A 13556-nucleotide genomic window follows, 5' to 3' on the forward strand; every position below is an offset into this window, starting at 1 on the left:
GTACTGCCTTCATTTGTACTGCTGATTTTTTGCCACTTATGCCGAATTAAGGGCTTATAAAATTAAAGATGCAGAAGCAGAAAAATTTCGCTGATTGTTAAAAGTGAAGTATAATATCAATTAAATAATCAGAATTCTTATAAAAATTACAGGAAGAATGGTGCTATTGGAAATAAAATCTAATAATGAAATGAAAGAAAATTGGATAAAATCTAAGGTAATTATAATAAGTTTAGCTTATTTGATTATGGGTATGACAAACAGCTACGGTCAACAAAGTAATTGGCCCACGCTTAAAACTTATGAAAAAGATTTTTTACAACGAATAGCTATGCCAATTGGCGGAATAGGGACTGGAACAATTTCTCTTAAAGGAAATGGAGCACTGCAAGACTGGGAAATAATGAGCAGTCCGGCAAAAGGCTTTAACCCCTGGTTGCTTAAAGGCCCACCAGTAAATAGAGCGCCCTTTTTTGCCATATACATCAAAGAAGAGAACAAAAGAGGCCAGGCCATTTTGTTAGAAGGACCTCCAACAGCTTTAGATTACGAAGGAGACATGGGAGCAAAGGGCACCAACCATGGTTTTCCTCGTTTTGAGGAAGCAGTTTTCAAAACCGCTTACCCGTTCGGACAAGTGCAATTAAAAGACAACTCATTACCTATAGAGGTAAGTATGGGCGCTTTTAATCCGCTTATTCCGGGAGATGTAGATGATAGCAGCATTCCTATGGCAGTACTTATTTACTCTGTAAAAAACACTTCGAATAAACCTATAACAATAGCTATTGCTGGAACTATTGAGAATTTTATTGGCTTTGATGGTAGCAAAGGTAAAGCGATAAAAAACGTCAATTCGATAAAAGAAATAAATGGCATCAGAGGTATTAACTATACATCAAATGGGGTTAATAAAGATAGTGAACAATGGGGAACTTTTAGTTTAGCAACTATAAGTGAAGGTCAAATGTCGTATCGTACCAACTGGACAGAAACAAAATGGGGAGATACTACCCTTGACTTTTGGGATGATTTTACAGATGATGGTTTGTTGGAAGACAGAAAATCATTGGGTGAAGACGCTCCAATGGGATCAGTTGCTGTAAAAACCACCTTGAAATCTGGTGAGCAAAAAGACATAAAATTTTTAATAACCTGGGCTTTTCCGAACCGATCTGCATGGAGGAATACAAAGGCGAATGTTGGGAATTATTATGCTACAAAATATATAGATTCTTGGGACGTATTAGAACAAACAGTGCCAAAACTCGCGGTTTTAGAAAATAAAACGGTAGAATTTGTAAATACAGTCATCAAAAGTGATTTTCCTACTATCGTAAAAGAAGCTGCTTTATTCAACCTTGCCCATTTGCGTACGCAACTTGCATTTAGAACTAAAGAAGGATATATGTTGGGTTGGGAAGGAACAAGCTCGAACGCAGGCCGTGGTATTGGCTCTTGTACCCATGTTTGGAATTACGATCAAACCACTCCATTTCTGTTTGGAGAATTGGCCAAAACTATGCGTGATACCGAATTTGGTTTTGCTACAGATGAAAATGGATTGATGAGTTTTAGAATCGATTTACCACTGAAGACAGATGCTCAAAAATGGGGAGCAGCCGCCGCCGATGGTCAAATGGGATCGATCATGAAATTTTACCGCGAATGGAAACTTTCTGGTGATGATGAATTTTTAAAATCACATTGGCCAAAGGTAAAAAAAGCATTAGAGTTTGCTTGGATAAAAGGAGGTTGGGATGCCAATAAAGATGGTGTAATGGAAGGAGCGCAACACAATACCATGGATGTAGAGTATTTTGGACCAAACCCGCAAATGGGCTTTTGGTATTTGGGAGCCTTAAGAGCCACTGAGGAAATGGCAAAATATTTAGGTGAAAAGAGTTTTGCAAAAACCTGCCGTTCACTTTATAAAAATGGATCTTCTTATCTGGATGAAAAACTCTTCAACGGAGAATATTATGAGCAGGAAATCGTACCTCCAATGCTAGCAGAAAACGTAGCCAACGGATTAATAAAGGGTTTGGGAGCCAAAGACCTTACAAGTCCAGATTATCAACTAGGAAAAGGAGTGTTAGTAGACCAGTTGGTAGGACAGGTGATGGCGCATATTCTTGATTTGGGCTATTTGGCTAATAAAGAAAACATGACAAAAACCAACAATGCCATCATCAAATACAACCATTTAGACAGTATGTTGAAACATCCCAACTTTATGCGTTCTTATGCACTCGGTGATGAAGCGGCTTTGGTTATGGCAGGCTATCCAGGTGAGCGACCTAAAAAACCTTTTCCTTATTTTACAGAGGTAATGACGGGATTTGAATATACTGCCGCAGTAGGTATGCTATACGAAAATCAATTTGATATGGGTTTTAATACCATGCAAGATGTGAGAGATAGGTATGATGGAAAAAAGAGAAATCCTTACAATGAAGCCGAATTTGGGAATCACTACGCTCGTAGTATGATGGCTTGGGGTGGTATTTTGGCAATTACAGGTTTTAATTATTCGGCAGTAGACCATAGCATGAAATTTAACGCAAAAAACGGAAATTATTTCTGGTCTAATGGCTATCAATATGGCTCAGTAACCATTTGTGGTACAGAGAACGAAAAGAATGTTTCGGTTAAAGTGATCAACGGTACTTTTAATTTGAATTCATTTAGCTTACACGATTTTGGAAAAGTGGAGTTTAAAAAAGGAAAGTTATTTGAACAAGGGAAAATTTTCAGTTTTAATGTTAAAAAATCAAAATAATAGGTAGAGTATGTCACATTTTAAAAAGTCGAGGATTAAGATCTTAGGTTATATTTTGGGTTTAAGTATTTATTCTTTGTGTATTTCTGCTTATGCGCAAAAACAAAATGAAAGCCAAAATCCACCAAACATCGTTTTTATTTTGGCCGATGATTTAGGCTATTCTGATGTGGGTTATATGAAGCAGCGCAAAGATATTTTAACACCAAATATCGATGCTTTAGCCCAACAGGGAATGGTTTTTACCAATGCTTATGCTTCTTGTCCGGTTTGCTCACCAACTAGAGCAAGTTTAATAACGGGCAAATATCCTGCTACGCTAAAAATTACCTGCCATATCCCAGGTGCAGGCATGGAGACCTATATTTCAAAATTAAATAAAGGTCAAAAATTAAAGGAAGCGTTTTTCTTAGATCATTTGCCAACAGAAGAAGTAACTATTGCTGAAGCTTTAAAAACAAAAGGCTATGCAACTGGTTTTATTGGTAAGTGGCATTTGGCTGGTGAAGGATCTATTTATACAAAAGACGGAATTGTTAATGCTGCTTATCATCCCGACAAACAAGGCTTTGACGTAAATATCGGAGGCTGCGCTTACGGACAACCCAAAAGCTATTTTTCTCCCTATGGAAACGGAACAATTAAAGACGGTCCTATAGGAGAATACCTGACCGACAGGCTTGGAGAAGAAGCCATAAAATTTATCGAAAATAATAAAGATCATCCGTTTTTTCTCGATTTCTCGACTTATGCCGTTCACACTCCTTTGCAAGTTCCAGAAGAGGAATTAAAAAAAATTAATGGTAATAAATACTTTGCCCTGATTAGTAAATTAGATCAGAATGTGGGAAAAGTAATAAGTAAATTAAAGGAATTGGATTTAATAAAGAATACGATTGTAATTTTTTACTCCGACAATGGTGGGGTATGGGGAAATCCTCCTTTACGAGGTGATAAAGGTTCATTATATGAGGGAGGCATTCGAGTACCTTTAATAGTTTCTTGGCCAGAATATTATCAACCCGGATCAACTTGCGACACTGCTGTTTCTACTGTTGATTTTTTTCCTACTCTATTGGAGTTAGCAAATATTTCTTCTAAAAATTACCCTCAATTAGAAGGGAAAAGTTTAATTCCACTTTTAGAACAGAAAAAGAATTTCCCAGAGCGGGATTTATATTGGCATTTTCCACACCATCGCGAAAATACACCCTTATGTATGTCGGCTGCGATCAGATCTGGCGATTGGAAATTAATAGAGGAGTTTGAAACAAAAAATATATATCTGTTTAATCTTAAAAAAGATGTTGCCGAACAAAATAATTTAAGTGCAACATATCCCGAAAAAGCTAAAATGCTCTTAGAGAAGCTTCATAAATGGCAGAATAAAGTAGGTGCAGAGATGCCACAACCTAATATTTAAATTTAATTCACACGAAAATTAGAGATGATAAAAAAGATTTTTTTAATAATTATTTTATTTGCAACCCTGGTTTCCTTTAAAAGTAAATTGGATAATGTTAACCTAAATTCTCCTGATGGAAAGGTGAATCTTAAAATATTCGTACTCAATAAAAAGCTAAATTACCAAGTAAAATGGGCTGGTCAGCAGATGATTAATCCATCAGAATTGGCTATTTTCTCTGGGGCAGATATTGTAATATCAGATTCAAAAGTTACAGAAGTCAACAAAACTTGGAAACCAGTTTGGGAGCAATTTAGTAGCATAAATGACCATTATAAGCAATTAGAATTAGATATTGCTTGTAATAATGTAAAAGGGAAACTGTACGCAAGAGCTTATGATGAAGGAGTAGCTTTTCGTTTTGTGCTTAAAAAAGGGAATAAACCTAAAACAGCCAATTTTTATTGCTCTTATAACTTACCAAAAGAGAGTACTTATTTTGCTCCAAATGGAGAAAACGAACCCATAGGCCCGCTCCAACTTTCAGAATTAAATGATTTTCTGCTTACGGGAAATAAAGATGGAAGTAAAAAATCAATTCCAGTACCATTGGTTGTAGAAAGCCCGAATCATTCTTTTATAGCACTTCTAGAATCGGATCTTTTCGTAGCTAAAGGATTTAAAAATATGAATTTGGGAGTAGATATGGCTCAAAATAAAATTGTATCTAATAATGAAATAAGCACAACAGATGAGGAACTTATTTCTCCTTGGCGTGTGATTGTATTTGGTAAAACAGCCGGAGACCTTGTCGTAAATACGCTGACACAAAATTTGGCCAGTCCCAATAAAATTGAAAATACCGATTGGATTAAACCAGGTAAATCTCTATGGGATTGGCGCGTGCATGGATATGTAGCTCCGGATGGTTTTAAATACGGGATTAATACCGAAAGTTATATGCGATTTATAGATTTTGCCGCCGAAAAAGGGATAGACTATTTTTTAATTGATGATGCATGGTATACCAAGGTTACAAAAGGTAATTTTGAAATGTCAGAGAAACTCGATTTACAAAAAGTAATCAAATACGCCAAAGACAAAAAGGTAGAATTACTACTTTATTATGATACGAGACAGGGTGAATATGGTGATGATGAGCTATTTCCATATTACAAATCATTAGGGATGAAGGGAATAAAATATGGCTTTATGGGACCTAATGTTCCTTTTACTGAAGATGCCATACGTAAAAGTGCTGCCAGTAAATTACTGATAGATTTTCATGATTCTCCTGTGCCCATGACAGGTGTTCATCGTACGTATCCCAATGCCATTTCGCGGGAATATTGCCATGGTCAGCAAGATTCTAGAAAAGCTTTTACCCCCGAAGCATTTATCAAAATGGCTTTAATAAATGCCATAACAGGCCCTTTGGATATGAATAATGGAAATTTTGACTTGATTGGGATTAATAGTGGCATTAGAGAAAAAGGACCGAAAAAATTAAATTCTTATTTCTCTACTGTAACTTCAGAAGCGGCCCGAACCTTAATAATTTTTAGCGGTTTAGTTTGTATTCCCGACGCACCCGAAGCGTATGCTGCAAAAGCAGATTTATTCGAGTTTATTCAAAAACAACCAGTGGGAAAATGGGATGAAAGCCGCATTCTAAATTCTAAAATGGGAGATTACATTACCACTGCCCGCCGACATGGCGAAGAATGGTTTATTGGTAGTGTTTATAATCAGCAGGGAGGAACTCTAGATATCAATTTGGATTTCTTAGATCCCAATCAAAAATATGAGGTAACCTATTACGAAGATACCAAAGAAACCAACTGCAAAACCAATCCCGAAGCCTATCAGGTTCGAAAAGGAATAATTAAAAAAGGTGATGTAATCAAAGCGGTTATCGCACCAGGTGGTGGACATTGCATGTGGATAAGACCAAAAGTAAAAAGTTAAGGGATTAATCATTGAATTTTGTTAAAGATAGTGTTGTAATGATATACCATAAACCTATGAAAAGTTGCGCTATATTTCTTTCTGCCTTGCTATTTGTTGGCTTTCGCAGTTTACACATGAAGTTAAGAGCTATAAAAATATACCAAAATCTATCGCGTTAAATGGCTTAGGGTCAACTGCATTGTTTTAGATAAACATCCACTAAAACCGGACTCTAACGGTGTATCGTAGAAATGAAATTGAGTTTTACCTGAAGTTAGAAAAGGCATAAACTATTAGCAAAGTAATTAAGTAGAAATTAAAAATGGAGAGTTTGATGCATAAATTTATTTACTACTTATTGATGATTTTAATGTATACACAATCTCATGCTCAGTTTGTGCTTCGCTATGACAAGCCTGCCAGCAAATTCACAGTGGAGCAGCGGGAGAATCCCAATAAATTAGGTTACATGCAAGAAGCGCTGCCGCTTGGAAACGGTCGCTTGGGTGCTATGTTTTCGGGTGGAATTGATCAAGAGCATTTGATGATAAACGATATTACTTTGTGGATGAATGCTAAACGTGGGCTTGATAAAATTTTACAATCCGGTGTAAAAATAGGTGGTCACGATAATTTTGAAAAAGTAAGGGAAGCTTACCGAAATGGAAAATACGGTTCCTCAGAAAACAGTATGGAAGCCTTATCTACTAAGTATTTAAGCAGTACCCAACCACTGGGAAATTATGCTCCTTTGTCCGATTTGTTTATTATTACAGGACATGATAGTGCTTCCATAGGCAATTATACAAGAACGCTAGACGCTCAAACAGGATTGGGCACAGTAAAGTATGATATAGGAGATGCTCATTATACAAGAGAATATTTTTGCAGCCATCCACACGATGTTTTGGCGGTGCGTTATACAGCACAAAATGCTACAATGAACCTTTCTATTAACGTAAGTAGCTTGCTAAATGTAAAAAGCATTAAAGCAGAAGGGAGTTATATAATTTTGAACGGAGAATCTCCAATGGTAGAAGATAATATTGCCTTCCAAGAATTGGTCTACATTGATCCTGGAAAAGGGAAGCTTGTGGCCCAACCCGATGGTTCAATGAAAGTTATTGGAGCTACTGATGTAAAAATTTATCTGACGGGATATTCAGATTATCTTCCAGTATATCCTTCATTTAAAGGAAGAGATTTTCAATCTGATGCAAAGAAAGCAATAGAATTGGCGGTAAAACTAGGATATGAAAAACTGAAACAGAATCATGTAAAAGACGTCTCTAGTTTAATGAACCGTTGTCAATTACAATTAGATTACACGCCTTCAGGACTAACCACCGATCAATTGATAAAAAAGGGACCTAGTCTAGAGTTGGAAAACCTGTATTTTAATTACGCTCGTTATCTACAATTGAGTTGTTCGCGCACCTCACCATTACCTTCCAATTTGCAGGGGCTTTGGAATGGCCATTTGGATCCAGCATGGAATTGTGATTATCATAATGATATAAATGTCGCTATGAATTACTGGATGGTAGAAACAGCAAACCTTCCCGATTCTTTTTCTCCCTATTTGCAGTGGATGAAAATTAATGCAGAATCAGGAAAGCAAGTAGCTAAAGAAGCTTTTGGTATAGAAAAGGGTTGGAGTGTAGGGCTTAACGGAAATGCCTTTGGTTTCACAGCACCCAACGAGCATGGTAGACGTATGCAACAATCAGGAGCTTGGTTATGCCAAAACTTATTTGAACATTATGCTTTTAGTCAGGACAAAGTCTATCTTGAGGATATTTACCCAATTTTAAAAGGGGCAGCCGAATTTTACGTGGAGTTTCTCGCTCCTTGGAAAGATGGAACCTTGGTAGTTTATCCCACTTGGTCGCCAGAAAACACGTATTTAGAGAAACAACAAGGTAAATTGAACAAGCAAGCCTACGGTGCTTCTTGGGATCAGCAGTTGGTATTAAATTTGTTTACGGATTGTATAGAAGCGGCTACGGTATTAGATAAGGATAAAGATTTTCGAAAAAAACTACAAGAAATCATTCCGAAACTTTGTCCACAAAAAATTGGACAATACGGACAAATGCAGGAATGGCCTGAGGATTGGGATAATCCAACAGACGAACACCGTCATATTTCACATTTGATTGCTTTATACCCTGGTCGAGATTTTTCGCCACTGACTACCAGAGAAATTAGCGATGCAGCCTTGGTTACGATGAAACAGCGTGGAGATAATTCTACGGGATGGAGTACGGCTTGGAAAACCAACTTTTGGGCCAGATTGCACAATGGAGACAAATCACACCAGTTTTATGAGTTTTTAACTTCAAAGCGTGTTTATCCAAACCTGTTCGATTTTCATCCACCCTTTCAGATTGATGGGAATTTTGGAGGAACTGCTGGAGTATGCGAGATGTTGTTGCAAAGCCATTTGCGAAGTTTACATGCCAATGCTAAAACAGTTGAAGAAGCTGCCTTTGTAGCCTACCAAAAGAACACGGAAAACGCCAAACAATTTTCTCCAGTTGTACCTGATGAAAAATTGGCAAATGCACCGTACATTCTGGATTTACTACCGGCTTTGCCATCTGCTTGGCAAAACGGAAAAGTAAACGGACTAAGATCGCGTGGTGGTTTTGAAGTGGATATAGAATGGGAAAAAGGAGTTTTGAAAAAGGCAACTATTAATTCAACAAAAGATGCAGTTTTTAGAATTTATGCAAATGGACAATTAGGCGATAATATAAAACTCAAAAAAGGAGAAAGTTATCAATGGAATTGAAAATAAATGTAAAAAACCTGAATTATTTATAACTAATAAGAAAAATATTAAAATGAAAAATAAACCTACAATACATCTCAAATTGGCCCTTATTTTTCTTCTTATTTGTTGCAGTAAATGTCTGAACTTAAATGCCCAAGACAAACCTAACGTTGTTTTTATTTTAGTTGATGATTTAGGCTACGGCGATCTGGGCTGTTATGGAGCTACAAAACTGAAAACACCTAACATCGATAAATTAGCGAGTGAAGGTAAAATGTTTACCGATGCACATTCTGCATCAGCCGTTTGCACCCCATCGCGATATGCTTTGCTCACAGGACAATATCCATTGTATGCGGAAAATGGAAAAGGAATCTGGGGACCACTTCCCACTACTTCGGGACTTATTATCGATACAAATAGCCTTACCATTGCCGACGTGTTCAAAAACAAAGATTATGCAACAGCAGCGATAGGCAAATGGCATCTGGGATTCAAAACCGGTACCAATGATTGGCAGGGATCGTTGCGCCCCGGACCGCAGGATTTAGGTTTTGATTACTACTATGGACTACCTGTGGTGAGTAGCGCCCCTCCTTATGTGTGGGTAGAGAATGACCATATTGTTGGTGAAGATCCTGCAGATCCATTGGTTTATATCGGAAAAAATCATCCAGATGAGGTAACAACCATTACACCCATTCCTTACTCTGCCAGTCAACGCACAGAAAACATGTTTAAAGGAGCGGTAGCAGCGCACAAGCTGTTTAATCCCTATTCCATGGGAGCCGTTTTGACAAAAAAGGCAGTTGACTGGATTACGACCAACAAGCAGAAACCATTTTTTCTCTATCTGGCCACACCGCTAATTCACCATCCGTTCACGCCCGCAAAACGTTTCCAAGGAAGCAGCGAAATAGGACCTTATGGAGACTATATCCAAGAGCTCGATTGGATGGTTGGAGAAGTAATTAAAAGTCTTAAAGACAATGGATTGAGCGAAAACACACTAGTAATTTTTACCAGCGATAATGGCGGTATGTTCAATACGGGTGCTCAGGCTGCATATACAGCGGGGCATCGTCAAAATGGTGACCTGCTCGGGTTCAAGTTTGAAGCTTGGGAAGGAGGACAACGAATTCCATTTATCGCAAAATGGCCTGGAAAAATCAAAGCAGACACGAAGTCCGATCAACTCATTTGTCTCGTTGACATGATGGCCAGTTTTATGGCACTTACGGGGCAAAATCCAAGTACACTCCAGGGCAAAAACGCTATTAATGTTTTGCCTGCTTTGTTGGGTAACCCCAAACTTCCGCTTCGTGATGAACTGCTTTTGGCACCCTACAAGGAAAGGAATTTATCCATTCGAAAAGGAAAATGGATGTATATTCCAGCACAGGGAGGTGGCGGTTGGACTGGCACCCAACCAGGAACGCATACTTTTGCTGGACCAGCAGCCATCACATTTACCAATCATCCCAACAGCGATATTGAAAACGGTAAGATAAAAAGTGATGCACCACCCGCTCAACTTTATGATTTAGAGAAAGATGTAAACCAGACTACCAACCTTTACAATAAGTACCCAAAAATTGTTGAAAAAATGGAGACCATTTTAAACACTTATATCCCTAAAAAGGATTGGAAATTTATCAAAAATTAAAAATTGTATATAAATTTATGAAAAAAGCAATCCGTAAAAATCAATATTTAAGAACTCTTTTATTTTTTATAACATCTTTATTTTTAGTATGTTGTAAGGCTAAAATAGAAATAAAAACAACAGAAACGGCAAATAAAAGTAGCTCGGTCCATTTTACGTATGAGGATATTAAGGGTATTGGCATAGATACTAAATACAACCGACGCGATAATAGCGATATTATAAAAGTAGGGGACACCTATTACATTTGGTATTCTCGAATGGACAGTCCTATAACTTCTGGATACTGGGCAACCATTTGGTATGCTACCTCCAAAGATGAGGGTCATACATGGCAGGAGCAGGGTATGGCGTTGGACTTGGGTGAAAAGGGAACTTTCGACAGTCAGTCGGTTTTTACGCCTAATATCTTAGCTTATAAAGGCAAATATTATCTCTACTATACGGGGGTAAAACCCACTTCCAGAAATCTAAAAGGAGATTTTGAAGGCAACTATACTACCGACATAACAGCATTTGGTCTTGCGGTTTCGGATAGCCCTAATGGCCCATTCAAGAGAGTTAGTAACAATCCTATTCTGGAAATTAGCCAAACTCCCTCGGATTTTGATAGCTATAGAATAGACGATGCTAGCCTATTGGTTAAAGATAATATTATTGGCTTATACTACAAAGGAAGGTCTATTATTCACGGGGATAAAGGTCCGGGATTAACCGAAATGAGTGTAGCTTATGCAGATCGCCCTGAAGGGCCGTTCATTAAACATAAAGGTTCACTTTTAGATAAAAGCCACGAAGTTTTGGTGTGGAAAAAGGGCAAGGGAGTGGCTGCACTTGCATCTATAAGCAAATCCATCAATTATGCCGAGGATGGGGAACATTTTTCTGTTTTAGTTGATAGTTTAACTAACATTCCCAAAGCACCCGGTTTGTATCGCCCTGATTTAGAAGATAACAATAGAAATGCAATAACTCCAGGCTGGGGAATAGCAATGAACGTCAGCAAAGGGCAAGCTTATCTGGTTCGTTTTGAGATGAAATAATTATTGGGAATGAATTGAACAAAAAGAAAAATTTGTCAATTGCTTTCCGCAACGAGTTATACTAGTCAAAAAGGTGATTATAATTAAACCGCTGTCAAAGCTTTAAATTACAGTAAAAACTTTGACAAAGGTCAATTATTAAAAACAATTCTAATGAGTAATCTGAGCTTATAACTTGGTTAATCAAATTTTACTAAACCTCATTTTTTTTAGCACTTCACAATTAGAAACTTTAATAATTTCCTAGATAGGTTGATTACAATTATTCACCCTCATTTTTATTTTTAGCTTTTGTTAATGGCTGTTCATTAAGTTGCTTTTTCCAAATGTCTATCGGTACATCATTCCTCTGCGGCTTTCCCGGTGTACTTCGACCATTGGCAACGTATTGCTCTAGCAATTTTGTCAAGCTAGCAACAATTTTTGGATCTTGATGCTGTAAATTAACTTTTTCAGCAAGATCTTCATGTATGTTATAAAGTTGAATAGGGGGCAAGCCCGCTGCAATAGCATCAGGACCTGTAAGTTCTCCTGCTCCTCCTGTGCCACCAGAACCAGGGCATAATTCCAATTTCCAATTTCCTTGGCGAATGGCAAAGCGTCCCGTCCAAGAATGATTGACGATGGCGTGAGATTGCTGTTTATTGGTTTTTTCTAAAATTGTTGGTAACAAACTAAAAGAATCTTCACCTGCATTGTCGGGAAGTTTTGCACCCACCAGTTCTGCACTAGTGGCGAGCAGATTTGATAAACAAATTACTTCATTACTTTGGCTATTAGCCTTAATCTTACCCGGCCAACGGACAAAAAACGGAACTCGATGCCCACCTTCCCAAATGTCTAATTTATACCCTCGAAATTCAGCACTAGGATAATGTCCAAGAGCCTCCAACTCATGTACCCCGATATAAGGCGCAACACCGTTGTCACTTGTAAAAATTACCATTGTGTTTTTATTTAGTCCGGCTTTTTCTATAGCTTTCATGACTTCGCCAAGCGCCCAGTCGGTTTGCATTACAAAATCACCATAAGGTCCGAGGCCACTTTTATTCTGCCACTCTTTTGACGGTACTAACGGGGTGTGTGGCGATGGTAAAGCAAGATACAAAAAGAATGGTTTTTTATCTTTTCCTCTCTCATCGAGGTAATCGACAGCTTTTGTAGTGATCGTAGGTAAAACGTTTTCTGCTTCATAATCGGGTGCGGCTGGTCCTAATCGAGCGGGACCACGCTTGCTGACAGAACCGTAAGTTAGTGATGGGAACTGCTTCTGAACGCTTGGTATTTGAGTAAAATGATCATTTTCGATAAAATCATAAGGCGGCATATCGGCTGAACCAGCAATCCCGAAAAAATAATCAAAGCCATGTTGCAAGGGACCATCTGTGATTACTTTGGAATAATCATTTGAGTCATAATTTAAACCTAAGTGCCACTTTCCTATTGCTGCAGCGGTATATCCATGTTGTTTAAGCAAGCCACCTACAGTCAATCTACCCGACTCAATTAACGGTTTGCCATTACCGGATAATACACGCGCTTGTAGGTGTGTACGCCATGCATACCTGCCTGTGAGGACACTGTAACGTGAAGGTGTGCATACCGATGAGGAAGAATGCGCATCTGTGAAAGACATTCCTTCAGATCGCAATTGATCCATATTTGGGGTTGCAATTTTACCTCGATCGGGATTTAGGCATTGTACATCGCCATATCCTAGATCATCACATAAGATATAAACAATATTGGGTGATTTTTTATTAACTGACTCCTGAGCATACGCTCCACACATAGTCAGAGCGCTAAAGAGTATTATTGTAAGTTTTAACTGCAGTTTCAAAAACGGCACTTTTATAACTGATTTCATTATTTAATATTTTATTTTGGTTAATGGCATGAAGCCTGTACTATTATACTATATCCTTGAGAAA

General features: G+C 37.9%; 7 protein-coding genes. 6 read left to right on the plus strand and 1 reads right to left on the minus strand.

Going from position 1 to position 13556, the window contains the following annotated elements; all coding sequences use genetic code 11:
* Positions 1-190 precede the first annotated feature (190 nt).
* From LXH21_RS07695 to LXH21_RS07720, 6 genes are all read left to right on the plus strand, one after another.
* Positions 191-2782: a GH116 family glycosyl-hydrolase gene (locus LXH21_RS07695; protein WP_239864239.1), complete on the plus strand. Its 2592-nt coding sequence runs from the start codon at positions 191-193 to the stop codon at positions 2780-2782.
* Positions 2783-2792: 10 nt separating this feature from the next.
* Entirely contained in the window at positions 2793-4205 is a 1413-nt protein-coding gene (locus LXH21_RS07700) for a sulfatase (protein WP_239864240.1), read from the plus strand.
* 24 nt (positions 4206-4229) lie between these two features.
* A complete protein-coding gene (locus LXH21_RS07705) occupies positions 4230-6155 on the plus strand; it encodes a glycoside hydrolase family 97 protein (RefSeq protein ID WP_239864243.1) in 1926 nt (641 codons plus the stop codon).
* A 316-nt stretch (positions 6156-6471) separates the two neighbouring features.
* Positions 6472-8934, plus strand: a complete 2463-nt coding sequence (locus LXH21_RS07710; protein WP_239864245.1) for a glycoside hydrolase family 95 protein — start codon at positions 6472-6474, stop codon at positions 8932-8934.
* A 52-nt stretch (positions 8935-8986) separates the two neighbouring features.
* The gene (locus LXH21_RS07715; RefSeq protein WP_239864247.1) at positions 8987-10582 is read left to right on the plus strand and encodes a sulfatase family protein; all 1596 of its coding nucleotides are present in this window, start codon (positions 8987-8989) and stop codon (positions 10580-10582) included.
* A gap of 17 nt (positions 10583-10599) precedes the next feature.
* Positions 10600-11625 carry a family 43 glycosylhydrolase gene (locus LXH21_RS07720; protein WP_239864249.1) on the plus strand — a complete coding sequence of 342 codons (1026 nt, stop codon included), beginning with the start codon at positions 10600-10602 and terminating at the stop codon, positions 11623-11625.
* 262 nt (positions 11626-11887) lie between these two features.
* On the opposite strand, the gene LXH21_RS07725 is transcribed toward LXH21_RS07720, so the two are convergent.
* On the minus strand, positions 11888-13492 hold the full coding sequence (locus LXH21_RS07725) for a sulfatase family protein (protein WP_239864251.1): 1605 nt from the start codon (positions 13490-13492) through the stop codon (positions 11888-11890).
* Positions 13493-13556: the final 64 nt, after the last annotated feature.

Origin of the sequence: Flavobacterium algicola (assembly GCF_022399565.1) — a bacterium.
Classification (GTDB): Bacteria; Bacteroidota; Bacteroidia; order Flavobacteriales; family Flavobacteriaceae; genus Flavobacterium; species Flavobacterium algicola.

Excerpts from the sequence above, each read along its gene's own strand:
- LXH21_RS07695 (WP_239864239.1), top strand. The coding sequence starts at position 191 with ATGAAAGAAAATTGGATAAAATCTAAGGTAATTATAATAAGTTTAGCT.
- LXH21_RS07700 (WP_239864240.1), top strand. The coding sequence starts at position 2,793 with ATGTCACATTTTAAAAAGTCGAGGATTAAGATCTTAGGTTATATTTTG.
- LXH21_RS07705 (WP_239864243.1), top strand. The coding sequence starts at position 4,230 with ATGATAAAAAAGATTTTTTTAATAATTATTTTATTTGCAACCCTGGTT.
- LXH21_RS07710 (WP_239864245.1), top strand. The coding sequence starts at position 6,472 with ATGCATAAATTTATTTACTACTTATTGATGATTTTAATGTATACACAA.
- LXH21_RS07715 (WP_239864247.1), top strand. The coding sequence starts at position 8,987 with ATGAAAAATAAACCTACAATACATCTCAAATTGGCCCTTATTTTTCTT.
- LXH21_RS07720 (WP_239864249.1), top strand. The coding sequence starts at position 10,600 with ATGAAAAAAGCAATCCGTAAAAATCAATATTTAAGAACTCTTTTATTT.
- LXH21_RS07725 (WP_239864251.1), bottom strand. The coding sequence starts at position 13,492 with ATGAAATCAGTTATAAAAGTGCCGTTTTTGAAACTGCAGTTAAAACTT.